Annotated in this window: 9 protein-coding genes and 2 pseudogenes; 3 read left to right on the forward strand and 8 right to left on the reverse strand. The window is 68.5% G+C overall.

What is annotated here, in order from left to right; all coding sequences use genetic code 11:
- Window positions 1–143: 143 nt before the first annotated feature.
- Complete coding sequence (locus ABD976_RS16805; protein WP_345364137.1) at window positions 144–380, forward strand: DUF2795 domain-containing protein; 237 nt, start codon at window positions 144–146, stop codon at window positions 378–380.
- 430 nt (window positions 381–810) lie between these two features.
- Here ABD976_RS16805 and ABD976_RS16810 read toward each other — a convergent pair.
- A pseudogene (locus tag ABD976_RS16810) lies at window positions 811–1,056 on the reverse strand (ABC transporter ATP-binding protein); the annotation flags it as partial.
- Between the two features lie 137 nt (window positions 1,057–1,193).
- Between ABD976_RS16810 and ABD976_RS16815 the strand changes: the two are divergent.
- Entirely contained in the window at window positions 1,194–1,613 is a 420-nt protein-coding gene (locus ABD976_RS16815; protein WP_345364140.1) for a MerR family transcriptional regulator, read from the forward strand.
- A 188-nt stretch (window positions 1,614–1,801) separates the two neighbouring features.
- Here ABD976_RS16815 and ABD976_RS16820 read toward each other — a convergent pair.
- Both ABD976_RS16820 and ABD976_RS16825 read right to left on the reverse strand, forming a co-directional pair.
- Window positions 1,802–2,078 (reverse strand): annotated as a pseudogene (locus tag ABD976_RS16820) (ACR3 family arsenite efflux transporter); the annotation flags it as partial.
- Entirely contained in the window at window positions 2,075–2,434 is a 360-nt protein-coding gene (locus tag ABD976_RS16825) for an ArsR/SmtB family transcription factor (protein WP_345364142.1), read from the reverse strand. The gene ABD976_RS16825 and the pseudogene ABD976_RS16820, both read right to left, overlap by 4 nt.
- Window positions 2,435–2,516: 82 nt before the next feature.
- On the opposite strand from ABD976_RS16825, the gene ABD976_RS16830 reads away from it, so the two are divergent.
- Window positions 2,517–2,960: an ArsI/CadI family heavy metal resistance metalloenzyme gene (locus ABD976_RS16830; RefSeq protein WP_345364144.1), complete on the forward strand. Its 444-nt coding sequence runs from the start codon at window positions 2,517–2,519 to the stop codon at window positions 2,958–2,960.
- Window positions 2,961–3,145: 185 nt separating this feature from the next.
- Here ABD976_RS16830 and ABD976_RS16835 read toward each other — a convergent pair whose 3' ends face one another.
- From ABD976_RS16835 to ABD976_RS16855, 5 genes are all read right to left on the reverse strand, one after another.
- Entirely contained in the window at window positions 3,146–5,650 is a 2,505-nt protein-coding gene (locus tag ABD976_RS16835) for a penicillin acylase family protein (RefSeq protein ID WP_345364147.1), read from the reverse strand.
- A gap of 618 nt (window positions 5,651–6,268) precedes the next feature.
- Entirely contained in the window at window positions 6,269–7,477 is a 1,209-nt protein-coding gene (locus ABD976_RS16840) for a DUF2399 domain-containing protein (RefSeq protein WP_345364149.1), read from the reverse strand.
- 53 nt (window positions 7,478–7,530) lie between these two features.
- A complete protein-coding gene (locus ABD976_RS16845) occupies window positions 7,531–11,730 on the reverse strand; it encodes a TIGR02680 family protein (RefSeq protein WP_345364151.1) in 4,200 nt (1,399 codons plus the stop codon).
- Window positions 11,727–12,872 carry a DUF2398 family protein gene (locus ABD976_RS16850; protein ID WP_345364153.1) on the reverse strand — a complete coding sequence of 382 codons (1,146 nt, stop codon included), beginning with the start codon at window positions 12,870–12,872 and terminating at the stop codon, window positions 11,727–11,729. The genes ABD976_RS16845 and ABD976_RS16850 overlap by 4 nt, the downstream gene beginning before the upstream one ends.
- Window positions 12,869–14,401, reverse strand: a complete 1,533-nt coding sequence (locus ABD976_RS16855; RefSeq protein WP_345364155.1) for a DUF2397 domain-containing protein — start codon at window positions 14,399–14,401, stop codon at window positions 12,869–12,871. Before ABD976_RS16855 ends, ABD976_RS16850 begins: the two co-directional genes overlap by 4 nt.
- Between the last annotated feature and the right edge of the window lie 178 nt (window positions 14,402–14,579).

Genomic DNA, 14,579 nt, shown 5'->3' on the forward strand with positions numbered 1-14,579 from the left:
TCCCGCGTCACCGAGGCCGCACCGGCAGCACCCGTTCGCTTCCGGCCGCTCTGCCGGGCACGGCGGGCCGCCCGCGCTTTCCCCGTGCTCATCCGGAAGCCAGCGACACCCCTACAACACTACACTGACGTTAATGTAGGGTAATGCTCGTGCAGGTCGACGAACGCGCGCAGCGCCCGGTGTCGCGGATGGAGATCCTCGACGCGATCGACAACGCCTTCGCCCCACCACCCACCACGACGCACCAGATCATCGCGGCCGCCGAGGACGCCCACGCCCGCTCCGAGCTCATCGCACTGCTGCGCCGGCTACCGCACCGCCAGTTCAGCGATGTCCGCGATCTCTGGGAATTCCTGCCCGACGTACCCGTCGACATCTGAAGCACCGCACGCCTTCCGGCGCTCCCGCCGGAATGAGTCCTGCTCCGGTCGGCACCACCGTGCGGCGCTCGCCACCTCCCCCGGGCGGCGCCCACCACGACTGGAACGGGCCTGGGCACGTCCCCGCCGCACGAGAACCGGTCCTCCGCGGAGACGTACCAGGAAAGCGGTCCGGCCGCGGGCGGTGTCCTCCGTACCCCCGCGGCCGGCCCACCCGCACGGGCCGACCGTCAGCCGGCCCGCGTCTCGCGCTTCACCGCCACAGCACGGGCATCGATCTGGCCGCGCATACCGCAGGAGCACGCGGAACCCGCGGCTGCCGCGCACCGGCGACGCCGTCTGCTTCCGGGTTGAACGCCACGACTCCCTCGCCCCGGACAAGCGGACCCGCCGGAACGGTGTCGCGCTCGCCGCGCACTTCGCGCGCGCGTCATGCTGCCGCTGGTGCGGACTGGGCGGCCCACAGGCGTGCGCGGGAGCCTCCGGCTGCGAGCAGACGTGCCTTGGTCGACGATGCGACCGTCCGCCATCACGAGGATGATGTCGGCGTCGCGGATGGTGGACAGCCGGTGCGCGATGACGAAGCTGGTGCGTCCACCGAACTGGTCGCCTCATCGAGGACGAGGAGGGGCGCTTCGACGAGGAAGGCGCGGGTGAAGGTGATCAGTTGCCGCTCACGGGGGCGACACCGCCGACCGGCCGGTGCGCGCCTGGAAGCAGGGCCACCCCGCACTGCGCGCGAAGGTAGTGTCGTACCCCTGGACGCATGAGATGGCCGCGTCTTGTGCGGCAGCGAGACGGAAGAGGATCGGCGTGGGCGAGCGGATGCAGATCGGTGAGGTGGCCGAACGCACGGGGCTGTCCCTGCGCACGATCCGCTACTACGACGAGGTCGGGCTCGTCGTGCCCAGCGCCCGCAGCCAGGGCGGCTTCCGCCTCTACACCGAACCCGACATCGACCGGCTGCAGCTGATCAAGCGCATGAAACCGCTGGGCTTCCAGCTCGAGGAGATGCGGGACCTGCTGGCCATCCTCGACCCCACGCCCGACAGCCCCGCGATCGAGGACCCCGAGGCGCGCCTGGCGGAGTTCAGCGCCACCGCCGAGAACGCCTGCGAAGACCTGCGCGCGAGGCTGCGCATCGCCGAGGAATTCGCCGCCACCCTCCGCAGCCACCTCGCCCCGAAGCGCACGCGGAAGCAGTCCGCGAGTGCGAAGCGGCCTCAACGCTGAGCATCCTGATCGACCGGCGCGATCGAGCTTTCGCCCCACCGCGGCGTGATCCCGCGCTCATCTGACCGGGACCATGCGACGGTGCGCCACGCCCTCGTCTCTCGTAAGGAGAGAGTTGCGGCCAGCGGAGGCGAGCACCCCGCGGCGCGGCCCCGACGCCCCCGACCTCGACCACGAGCCGAGGAGCGCGGGCCGAACGCCCAGTTCAAGAGCAGGGAGGACAGCAGCAGGCGCCGGTCGCCCGTAGCGGACCTTGGTCAGCACCGGGTGCATCATCACCAGCAGCCCGAGGGCGATCGGCAGGGAGGCCCCGGATCTGGACCACGCCCAGGGCCGTGCCGAGCCCGGGATCCAGCGCCCGGCCAGCAGTCCGACCAGCATCGCCACGCCGATCCACACCGGCAGGAACCGGTCGAGCGTGGACAGCCTCGCGACCACCGCCGGCTCGTGGGTCGTTCCGGTCATGCGGGGACGGCTTCCCCGCCGGCGGGGGCGAGGGTCTCCGACACCAACCGCAGGGTCTCGGGGCGCACGCGGTAGTAGATCCAGGTCCCGCGTCGCTCCCCCTCGATCACGCCGGCTTCCCGCAGCACCTTGAGGTGGTGCGAGATCGTCGGGCCGGACAGCTCGAACGCGCCGGTCAGGTCGCACACGCACGCCTCACCGCCCGCGTGCGAGGCGATCAGCGACAGCAGCCGCAGCCGTACCGGCTCGCCGATCGCCTTGAACACCCGCGCCAACTCGCTCGCCCGTTCGGCGGTCAGCGGTTCCCGCATCACGGGGGAGCAGCAGAGCCCATCATCCCGCCCTTGATTCGACATGCATCTATCTTGACATCCATCGAGACAAGGGACAAGCTGGCCACGCAGCCTGGTTAGATTCTCATCGAAACAAGGAGTTCCGATGTCTCGGATGCAACTGGCCCTCCGGGTCGGCGACCTGGAAGGCTCCATCGCGTTCTACTCGAAGCTGTTGGGGGCGGGACCGGCCAAGCTCAGGCCCGGCTACGCCAACTTCGCCATCGCAGAGCCCCCGCTGAAGTTGGTCCTGCTCGAAGGCGAGTCCGGTCAGGACACGGTCATGGATCACCTCGGCATCGAGGTCGAGAGCACCGAACACGTCAACGACGCCACCGAACGCCTGAGCTCGCTCGGGCTGTTCACCGATGTCGAGCAGGACTCGACCTGCTGCTACGCCAAGCAGGACAAGGTCTGGGTGCACGGCCCCGGGCGCGAGCCCTGGGAGGTCTACGTCGTCAAGGCCGACTCCGCCACGTTCAGCTCCGCACCCGTCGAAGCTGAGGCGCCGGAATGCTGCACCGACGAGACCGACCCCGCACGGGTCTGACCCGGGGCGGCGCGGCTGCCGCCCGCACGGCAGAGCCGCGCCGCCCGGCCACCGGGCGCCGCTCGACGGACCGAACACTGGTGTCGAGTTCGTTCACACCTGCTCCATAGCCGCAGCGGTGGACGAAGCGGCCGTGATCGCACCGAAGTCGTCGACACGGTCGGGCACCACGCGGCCGTCCTCCGCTACCTGAGCCTGCGGATCGATTCGTGGTGGCCGAGCACTTCGTGGTGGGTGAATCGCACCGGCTTGTGGCTGAAGTCGAAGAACAGGGGGAGCTGGTCCCGGTAGTGCCGGGTCGTCGAGCCGTCCGGTGCGACGAACCCGCTCTGGCCGGGTGCTGCGACCTCGACGGCGGTGACTCCCGCCGGTTCGAGGGCGATCATGTTGTTCTCGCTGCCGCGGTTGAGGAAGGTGCCACGCTCGATGGCCTCATCCGCACCGGACTGCGGTACTCCGACGAAGTTCCGGGAATCGAACAGGGTGGGTACGACCGGCGGGAGCCAAGCCGCCATGTCCGGTCCGAACGCGGCTTCGAGATCGTCCAAGGCGGCGCTGAGCGCTTCTCGGACGACGGTGAGCGGGTCGCGCCCGTGGAAGAAGTCGAAGTGCTGCGCGATGCCCGATTCCGGACCCAGCAGCGCGTTGTGCACCAACCGGGTTCCGGACCCCACGTTGACCGAAGCCACGTCAGCGGGGGAGTCGAGGTACCCCGAATCGGAAAAGCGCTGGTAGGTGGCGGGCGGGAGGTCGCCGGCGAGGGTCCTCTCGATCATCCGGCCCAGCCAGGCGCGCATGATCGCTGCGCCCGGGTGGTCGTGCCGCCCGTCACCGTCCGAGTCCACATGGGACCCGTTCCACTCCTCGAGCAGTCGCACCGCCCGTGCTTCTCTGGAGCCCTCCGGCATCGGGGCCACGGAATCCCGCAGGTGGTGCCGGAAGTAGCGCGCGTTGACGTCGACGGTCGATGTCTCCCGGATGATGTCCCAGGCTTGCTGCGGCGTCAGCTCGGCGCGGTCGCGCAGGAGGTCGTCGATCTCCCGCACGCGGTCGGCGGACGACCAGAGTTCCGATCCTTCGTAGCCCGGTGCCGGCTTGTTGTTCCAGTTCGCGAGGTAGCCCTGCGCGGGGTTGAAGACCTTCGGGTTCCAGGAGAACGGGTGCAGGCCACGCCACTCCCACTCGCCGGTCCCCGGAACGGGCAGGCGAGGGTCCGCCGCGGGATGGCGCCGCGGGTACTTGCCGGTGTGCACGTAGCCGATGTTCCCGCGGTCGGCGTAGTACCAGTTGATGGTGGTCGCGTTGCGCGCGGCCTGCGCGAGCCACGCGGGCCAGGACCTGGCGCGGGTGGAGTCGATCCAGCCCAGCAGCGAATCCAGTTCGTACCCGGCCCAGGAGCGCTTCTTGCTGTAGGCCACGCCCGCGTCCGGATCGCTGGCGATCACCGGACCGTGCACCGTGGAGCGCACGGTGATCTCCACAGGCTCCTGGCCGCGCACGGCGATGATTTCGGTGCGCTCCGCCATCCGCCGGTACGCACCGTCGAACGAGTACTCCCGCGAGTCGTCCGGGTTGAGCCGCTCGGCGTAGAGGTCGACCGTCGCCCCCAGACCGGCGGTGGATCCCCACGCGATGTCGCCGTTGTGCCCGAACAGGACGGCTGGATAGCCGAACGGGGTGTTGCCCACGAGGTCGAACCCGGCGCCGTGCAAGCCGATCGAATACGTGTAGGCCGGTTGGAAGAACCCGAACTGGGGGCCGTTGACGAGGATCGACCCGCCGGAGGCGGACTTGGCTCCGCCGATCAGCCAGGCGTTGCTGAACCGCGCGGGGCCCTGCTGGCCCGTTCCCGCGGCCGCGAATCCCGCGAGCATCGCTTCCGCCGGGTTCATGCTCGGCCCCGTGGCGGACCGCGGATTCGGCGCCACCGCTACGACCGGTAGTTCCGACTGGCGCGGATCGATGCCGAGGGGGAAGTGGGCGGGACCCGCTTCTTCGGGCTGAGACGGGGGGATCGTGGTCGGGGCCTTCGGGTCGTCGCGCCAGACGATCTGCTCGAAGAGCGCCTTCCCGGTCCGTTCGCCGTGCCGGGCGACGAGGTCACGCAAGGTCGCGAGGTTGTCGAGCTGCTGGGTGCCGTCGGAGTAGCGGTGCGCCATCGTGCCCACGAAGATCATGACGACGTCCATGCCGCTCCAGCCGGAGGGGTCGAAGCCGCTGTCGTGGTACTGCTTGGGCAGGCGCGATTCCCGGTCGGCCAGGACCTCGTCGATGTGCGCGTTGACGCCGTCCGCGTAGCCCTCGAAGATGTCCCGCTCCTGGTGGGGGAGCGCGTCGTACTGGGAGCGGATCGACCCCTGGTCCGCGCTGGAGCGCACCGATCGGTCGTGCTCGATCCAGTCGGGCCCCAGCACCTCGGCGACCCGGCCGGTGAAGGAGCGCCGTGCCATGTCGAGCTGGAACAACCTGTCCTCGGCGATGCTGTAGCCGTACCCGAAGAACAACTCGCGCCGGGTGTCGGCGTAGACGTGCGGGGTGCCCCAGTCGTCCCGGATGACCGTGATGCCGGGCGCCGGGGAACGCTCTTGCCCGGCGCGCGTCTGCCCGAAGGCCGGAGCGTGCGGGGCCGCACCGAGAGCGGCGGCGGCCATCAGCGCGGTACGGCGGCTCACCTTGCGGGGATGGGTCATCGCTCTCCTCGGCTCGGGCGGTGGCGGTCGGGCAGCGGGTTCGGCGTCCGCGGCCGGGTGCGCGTCACCGGGCCACGCCGTCGCAGCGATCGGGGCGACGACCGCCGATTCGTCGGAGGCGCGCGTGCTTTCAGGCTCGTCGTGGCTGCGCCATCCGGGCGCCTACCGCGACCGACTTATTTACTGACCGATCGGTTGGTAAGTGTACGGACAAGTCAAGCACAAGCGGTTTCCGCTGTCAACGGTCACCGCCGACCGCATTCGTGATCCGGGCGCGGCGAATTCTTTCCGCGAATTTCCAGAATTCGGCAGGACGATCTTTGTTGATCCGGAACCAGGTGTGCGGTGCGGGTTTTTCAAGCCGTGTCCCCGGGCGGTCGGGAACTCCACCACGTTCGACCAAAGTCGCAGGTCCGTGCGGCGCGGCCACGCGCGTCGGTGTCCGAACGCAACCAGCGCACCGAGCGCAGCCGGAATTCTGCTCTGGTGGCCCCGTCGACTATGGCCGTCGTCCGCGACGGCGCCGGGCGATGCGTGGTCAGTAAGGCGGAATCCGAAAGTCCGACACCAAGATCCGGCGTGAACGAGGCGCGAGATCTTCTCCCGGGGAGCAGGAACTCAGCAGCTCTGCTGGCGCATGGCGGTGACATCGGGCGTTCGTCCGGTGGCAGCGAGGTCCGCGATCAGAGTGTCCAGCAGACGTTCCTCGTGCACGGGGACAGGAGTTTGGCCGTATACGTTCCGCAGCCCGATCACAGCCGACGCGAGGTCCTCGGCAGGATCGTACTGCTGGCTCAAGCCTCGTTCACGTGCGTAGGTTCGCGTATCGAACCGCCAGGACCGTGCGTGGGGCGCGACCGACAGCACTTGGTCTGCGATCGTGAAGCCGGCGGTGTCGAAGTCCGCCCGTGCATGGATCGTGCAACCCATTTCGGCGAATCCTGCGAGGAGGTCGAGCGCAGCGCCGGAGGCGACCCCGTCAGTGCACACCAGCGGTGGGCACCTCACGCCGAGCGCGTCTGCCGCTGCCTCAGCGAGGGTGGGGTTTTCGCAGAGGAAGATGTCGCAGGCGGGAGCGGTCCAAGCCCCGGTGAGGGCCCGGAGGGTCAGCCAGATCGGCTCCCCGGGTGCTGCGGTGCACAGCCGTGCTGCGGCGGAATCTCCGCTGATCGGAAGGTTCAACGCCAGCACGCGGGAGGAGACACCGTCGCAAAGAACGCCTGCACTCGCCCACGCGGCGCGCCACGCTCGTCCGGCGCGCTGGGGCCGTGGGAGCCCGCTTGTGATGGCGAGAAGGCGGGCTGTTGCGCGTCCCAGGAGTTTGTCCGCGTCGAGGGTGTGGGCATCGTGTGAGAGGTCCGCGGCGAGTTGCCCGAGTCGGATTCCGCCGTTCGCGTGGTGAAGTCGAGAGAGGACGGCCGTGATCTGTTCGACCAGGGTTGTCAGCTCACCGGTTCCAGGCTTCGGCAGACCGCCACCTGCCGACCACTGCTCCACGTCGGACCGTGCCGCTCCCGCAACGATCAGGGCCCGGAGGGCGTCTTCCCGCTCAGCCTCCGCCGCATCCCGCTCCCGGTCCCGGCGGGCCCGGTCCGGTTCGATCTCCTCGCCCCAGAGCGATTCGACCAAGCCCCGCACGGTCAGCTGATGTTCGGCGAGTCTGGCAGCGAGATCCTGGAGCCGGACGGGTTTGCCCGACAGTTCCCATCCGGTGCCCAGGACCAGTGCGACTTGCTTGCGCTGCTCGGCGCTCAGCGCCAGCGCCGCCAGCGTTCCTGCTTCGGTGCGGTGTCCGCGCCGGGCCCGGGTGTGCACGATCTCGAGCACAGCGGCAGGCCCCGGCAAGCGTGCCCACTCCAGGATACCTTGGGGAATTCCGGTCATAGGTCGGCGTCCTGCTCGGCGAACAGGCCTTCGGAGGGCAGCGCCGCGTCTACGGTCGTTCGATCGGCGGCCGAAGCGTCGACGACGGTCCACTCACCGCCGCACCATAGGTAGGGGACCGCATCGACCCCTGGCAAGCCCTTGTGCCGGGCCAAGTCGTACACGGCGACCGCCGGCACCGTCGGGTACTTGCACCACTCGTCGTGCGCGGTCAGCATCACGTCCAGGTCGAAGCCCACTGTCAGGCCCATGAAGGAGGCCTTGATCTCTTCGTCTACACCGGTCATCGCTTCGTCGAGCCAGACGCAGCGAGGTGCCCGCTCTCCCGCGGCGTTGTAGGCGACCACGGCTGCGGCGAACAGCGGTTGGGACAGCAGTACGACCTTCTCCCCGCCGGATTTGGCCCCGTGCCTGGCGGCGTCGAAGGGGACCCACCGGCTGGTCGCGCCGGGGCGGTACTCCAGCGAGATCTTCAGCCAGCCGCGGTAGTCGAGGGCGGTCGAAAGCTGTTCTCGCCAGTCGCCGGATCCGGTGGCGGAGGCGTCCGACCTGGCCTCGTCGATCTTGCGGGCGAGGAACGAGCGCACCGTCTCCTGCCGGGCGCGGGAAAGCTGCTGGTAGCCTTGGGCGAGCGCATCGATCACGGTACCCGCGTCCGGATCGGTGGGGTCGGGATTCCACCTCAGCTGGACGGCGTTGCCGTGCCGGGTCGGGTGGCTGGTCAGCTGGGCGTTGATGTCGGTGAAGGTTCGCGCGGTGTAATCCAGCCGATCCTTGAGATGTTCGATGAAAGTCGAGCCGAGCAGCGTTGTCAGCACCCGTTGCTGCTCGTTGTCGAACGCGCCCTCCTGCTCCCGCACCTGGTCGGCGAGCTGGTCCGCGGCCGCCGCAGGCGCTTGCCAACCGGATGTGCTGTCGGCCAGGAGGACCACGCGCGGCACCCCGCCGTCGCGCTCGGGCTCCACCACGCGCGCGTCCCGGTCCGGTAGCAGGCCCTGGCGCAGCGTCTCGAATTTGCTGTAGCAAAGCCGCCAGAGGCGGTCCTCGTCCTTCGCGTTCGCAAGTTCGCGGCGCGCGGCTCGCGTCGATTCGCGGGCGGATTCAACAGTCCGCCTATCCGGTTCCGTCAATCCGACAGGCTGTGAGAGTCCGGAATCGTAGACCTCCCACCACGCCGCCAACGCCACATCGCGATCCTGCTCGGCTCCCTGGCGCCGACCTTCGTGCTTGGCGAGCGTTTCGTCTGCCCTCGCTGACGTGAGCCGTGCATCCGTGAGTTCCTCTCGCAGGTCCTCCAGCCCGCGATCCGCCTCCTTCAACGAGGTGTCCAGCTCGTGACGACGATCCAGTTTCGCCTGAGCGTCGCTGGTCAGCGCCTTCTCGGCGGTGGCCAGCTGAATCCCGGCTTGATTGCGTTGCTCGCGCAGATCTTCCCGCTCGGCTTCGATGTCGTTGAGCCGCCCCTGCGCTGCGGCGTGCTCGTTGTCCGCCAACTCACCGGCTTTCGTGCGCAGTTCGAGCAACTCGACCTGGTGAGCCAAGTGGTCCACGGCGCGCCGGTAGGTTTGCAACGCCACGTCGTGCTTCGCGAGATCGTGCACGGGAAAGGCGTGCTCTCCGGCATATTCGGAGAAGGCCGCCCACGTGGTATCCCGTACCGCCTCGTTACCGCGGTGCACTTCCTCGGCACTGCTCACTTTCCGCTGGCACTCGTCGACACGGCGTTCCCGTTCCCGCAAGGTGCTGACGGCATCGGTGACGATGCGTTCTCCGGGTGCTCGCACGGCTTCGTCCGAAAGTCGGCTCAGGTCGCGGTCGATTCCCTTAATCCGTTCCTCGAGCTCGTTGATCGACAAGCCCAGCTCCGCCAGCCGTTGGTGCAACTGCTCGATCTCGCGTTGCCTGGCTGCCTCGCGGGCAGTGGCGCCCAGGTAGGAAGCGGGTTGGATCGACTCGGCCCGACCGGTCAACGCGGCGCACCGCCACGTGCCGTCCGCTGCCAGCCAGACGCCCGATCGATCGTCTTCCGGCCGGGATTCGTACCAACCGATCGCCGCCAGCACGGCACGGATCGTGGGAGCCGCCACCCCGCCCGCCGGGGTCGGTTCCAGGACCGAGGTCAGGTTGCCCGTGGTCCGGACTTCTCCGGCCAGGATCGAGGTATCGACGGGTGTTCCGTCGACGGCTGTTGACAGCCCCCCGTCGGGGTTGACCCAAGCGTCCAGCAAGCCAGCAGCGGCCAGGACCGCTTCCAGCAGGTCCACTTCCGTGGCGGACGGCTCGCCAGCGGGCTGGACGCATCGCCAGAACGGCGCGCCCAGCTTGTCGGCGAGCGTCGGCCGGTCTCGTCGGTACCACGAGTGGGGAGGCTCCGGGGGCCTTTCCGTCCTGGCGAGGACCTCCTCCAGCTTCGACGAGAGCTTGCTCTGTTCCGCGGAGACAGCGGACCGCTCGTGCTCAAGGTCCACACGTCGCGCTCGAAGGTCCTCCCGGATTTCACCGACGTGGCGGGCGATCTCCGCGGCGGGTGAGACGCGCTGACCCTCGGCCGGGTCCGCCGCGGTGAGCTCGGCGACCAGATCGCACCAGTCCTCCACCGTGCGCTCATCTGCTCTGGCCAGAAGGGTGCCCGCGTTCCATTCGCGGATCTGACCACGTACGGTGTCAACTGCGGACGACAGTTCGTCGCACGCCGATTCGCGTTGTTCTGCCGCGGCGGTCAGATCGGCCGTTCGATCGTCCAGGGTCTCGGCCGACTTGGCTGCCTCCCGATCGGCCTTGTCATAACTCCGGCGCAGTTCGCGCAACCGTGTGAAGCGCTCGTGCCTCTTCGAGAGATCGACGCGCAGCGCGGCGAGGTCGTGCGAGGGGAGGTACCGGCTAGCTGAGCTGTGCAGACCAGCCGGTTGTGCGGTCTCCTGGACGAGGGAGGATGCCTGTGACGCTGTGGCTCCTGCGTCCTCGATGTCCTTGGCGGCTCCACGTGCTGTCAAGGCAGCGGTGGACAGGTCCTTCTCCGCAGCCGCATAGCGGTGCTGGGCCGCGGCGTGCCGTTTCTCCAAGTCATCGAGCTGCTTGCGGAGGGCGCCGACGCGGTTCACCGCCCCGGCCGCATCCTGGAACGCCTGGCTCTCCAGCAGTTCGCGGAGTTCGATCTCGAGGTCGTTCCGCGAGGACCCGGCGGCCGCGACGCGTCGCTCCAGGTCGATGACCTGCTCGTTAGCCGTGTTGAGATCGCGCTCGGCGAGCCGGCGGTCCTTCGTCGTGTCGTCCAGTGCGGTCGTCGCCGAACTCAGCGCGTCAGCGCGCCGCCGCACCACGGTCTGCGCCCACGGCATCCAGCCGGAGCGGACGAAGCCGGCCACTTGTGAGGCTGCGGTCCGCGTCTCCTCCACCGCCGCCCGAAGCTTCTCCAAATTTTCCCACCCGTCGGCGAGCTGGTTGATCTCCGAGCTCGCGAGTGGTGGTAGCGCTGCGCGGAGGGTGTCGGCGAGGCTTGCCGGGTTGAGCCGTTCACCGAGCTTGGGTCTGCGCAGCTGCTTGAGCAATTCGGTCAGGTTGTCGTAGGCGTCCGGGCCGAGTCCGAACAGTGCCCCCGCCACCTGCGTGCGGTAACGGGTCGCGTTCTCGGGAACCGTTACGCCGGAGATCTTCTTGAGCTCCCTCTGATCGAGCGGTCTGCCCGCTGTGGCCAAGTGGAGATCACGGCCCGGTCGCATCCGGGTGATCAAGTGCCACGTGGTGACCGCCGATGTGCCGCTGCCACGCCTGGCGCTCACTCCGAGGCCGCACACGAAGAATTGCGGCTCACCGTTCTCGTCGATCCGGCCGAACTCCACCCAGGCGTAGCCCAAGCCAGCATCCGCGGATGGACGCGGATCGTCATCGTCGCCCGTCGGCAGAAGGTTGAAGCGCATGGTGCGGTGCTGGGAGCCGAACGGGTCCAGCACGGTCGGGCCGATCTCGCCACGCAGGAGCATCAAGGTGGTCAGCTCGAGCACCTTCGTCTTGCCCGCGCCGTTGCCGCCGCGCAGCACCAGGCGGCCGTCGGCGAACCAGAACTCCGCCTGGTCGTACTCCCACAGGTTCAGGATGCCCACCCGGAGCGGTTGCCACCGCCGTAATCGGGGTTCGGGCAACTCACCTGAGAGCGCGGCCGACAACCACCGCTCGCCGACCGGTTCCGGCCCTGTCACGCCTGTGCCTCCTCGTCCAGCCTCGCGTTGACGGCGACCACCCGCGGATTTCGGTAGCGCGCGGCCACCGTGGTCAGCAGCCACTTCTCCGGGGAATCGGTCGGCCGCAGCAGGTCCAGCGCGATGAGCAGGTGCCGCGCCTCGGACTCGACAGCGGTGCCAACGCGCAGGTCGTTAGTCATCGCCTTCGGATAGCGGTCCCTGACCTCGGCGGCCGCTGCACCCAGGTGCTCGCTGGTGATGACGACGCCCGTGCCGTGCCTGCGGATCAGCTCGTCGAGCACCATCAACGTGGCGAAGTCGGTGGCGCGCAGCTTCGGGAAGGGCAGGTCCGTCTCGCCCTCATCGGCCGCGATGAGCGCCATTCCCTCGGCGCGTTGCTCGATCGTCCACCCGGTCATCTCCGCGCACCACGCCAGCACGCGGTGTCGCTGGCTGGCGAGGTAGGTCCGTTCGGCGTCGGTAAGATCGTCGTAGAACAGCACCGGCAACTCGATCAGTCTGCGCATCAAGCTGAACCGGGCAGCGGACTCGTGAGGTGGGACATCGGAATGCCCACCCGGAAGAGCGGAGCGCAACGCCGTCGGGTCGACCATGCGCAACAACAGCTCACGATGCACCTCGTAGGCGCCGCCGATGGGGTCACGATGATGCGCCCATCCTTCGCGCTGTTGCTCGTAGTCCCGGCCGGTCGGACGCAGGGCGCCCACGGACACCAGGATTTGGACCGCCTTGACGAACAGCGTCCGTTCGGCGAATCGATCGGGATCGTAGGGCGCGAGTGTGACGTCTTCGTGCGTGGACAGCGCCCGAACCCGATCGGACAGGTCTTGCGTGGTAGTGATGTCCTCGGCGTCTTCCGCCGCCGCTGCACCGAGTATGGCCAGCACCAAGACCCGGCGGGTGGGTGGCCGGAACCGGCGGGGTGCGAGCACAGCTCCCTCGACTGGCAGCCGAAACAGGCGGGCTGCAGAGTCGGTGATAACCAGCCTGTAGCCGAGCCGGTGCGAGAACCACTCCCCGAGTGCGGCTCGATGTACCCGCACCAAGGACCACAGTTCGGGGTGGGCGCGACGATCGAGTACCGGCGAGCGAAGCAAGGCTGTGAATGCACGCTGCCGCTCGGCTGCGTCCCGGTTCACGCGGGCTCCATTCGGAAGTGCCAGTTCAGCGTCACGAGTTTGCCGCTCTCAGCGCGCAGCGTGGTGGTGTCCCGCACCGACGGCGGCTTGCGCAAGGTGATCCTCCACCGGCCGTCGCCGGTCACCGAGCTTTTGGAGGGTGCGCGCATGACCATGCCGACCAGTTCCAACAGCAGGTCCAGTTCGGGGTCGCTGATCTCGCCCCATTCGGATAGGTGGGTGCCCGAACGCTGCCGTAACGCTGCTTCTGCACCGCTGCGGGCCGCCTGGGCTGCCAGCCGAGCCCTCCGGGCAGCGTTCTTGCCGGTGGAGTAGTCAGGAATCTTGCTGCGTCTGCCGACCGCGGCCCGCGTGCCCTGCTCTCGGAACCTGGCGGTGATCGGTGCAGGCGGCGCTTGCGCCCAGCGCAAATCGCTATCGTCAGTGGAATCCGATGCCAGGAGCAAGTGCCTGGTGGAGAACACGCCCACTGCGCTGTCCCAGATTCGCCACGCCGCTTCATCGTCGTGGGCGCGCTCGATGGCCACCGCCAAGGACAACAGTTCCGTGCGCCGGGTAACCGCGCCGCCGGTGTCGAGCAGGATCTTCATGTTGCGCGCCCACGGAGCGACCAGATCGCGAAGCTGCCGCCGCAGTTTCCGGGCTTGGCCCGTGGTGCCGCCGAACCATGAGCCGAGCGCTTCCCAGGTGTGCATCCATCGCCGCGTCTGGGCGTCTAAGGATTCGACGTCGAGCTCGGTGTCCACCGAGGCGCGGACGCAGGCCTGCCACACCTCGGGGGTCAGCAACGGATCCAACTCGTCCATGAGCTCCGCGATGCGAGGGCTGTGCACGTCGACTTGCTCGCCCCACATCCCGATGTAGGAGCGCAGGGTCTGCCACAGCTCCTCCTGCTTGCCGGCGTCAGGGCCACCGGACAAGGCGTGCGCCAAGGTGCGTTGCCAACCGCGTGCCGTGGTGGCCATGGCCTGGTGCATGGTGCCGATCTGCTGGAACTCGGTGGCCGCACTGGTGTAAACGGTTTCCCGGATCGACTCGGCGAAGGTGACCAGCCTTTCATGGATCGCGCGCGGCGCTAGGGTGAGATCGCCTGCACCTTCCTCCGCATCGTCGATCGATGACCAGAAGGAGTGCAGGCTCGCCGCCCGCGGAGTGAGCTGATACCGGTCACGTCGACGCAGGAAGTCCTCGCCGGTGCGAGCGGGCTCTTGCCAGCGCGTCACCACCCGCCAGCGCACCAGGCTCTGCATCCGCGTGTCGAGGTGAAGTACCTCAGGTGCCATCAAGCGGTCGACGACGTCCACGGGAACCCGTTCCGCGAGCCGTGCACGCACCCCGGCCACCACTTCGTCGAAGGCCAGTCCGGTCAGGCTCGTGTCCTGCTCGGCGAGCAGGACTTCGACGATCATTCGGTACTGCGACGCGAACCGCGAGGTCAGGTACGCGGGGACCAGGTCCTGTCCCGGAAGTAGAGCTGACCACGGATCGGCCGGTGCCTCCGACTCCGGCGTCTCGTCGTGATCGTTCACGACCCCAGGTTACGGAGATGAGTTGCCAACCTGCAGGCAACAGCGGAACGTCACCTATTTGGACTAGCCGTTCTCGCGGAGTGTGTCGCACTGGGCCGGTATCGGGCTGATGTCGAAACCTGATAGGTGATAGTGAGAGTGGGCACTGGCTGGTAGTTGCGGATGGTCGGGGCGCAGC

The organism is Saccharopolyspora cebuensis (genome assembly GCF_039542665.1).
Lineage (GTDB): Bacteria > Actinomycetota > Actinomycetes > Mycobacteriales > Pseudonocardiaceae > Saccharopolyspora > Saccharopolyspora cebuensis.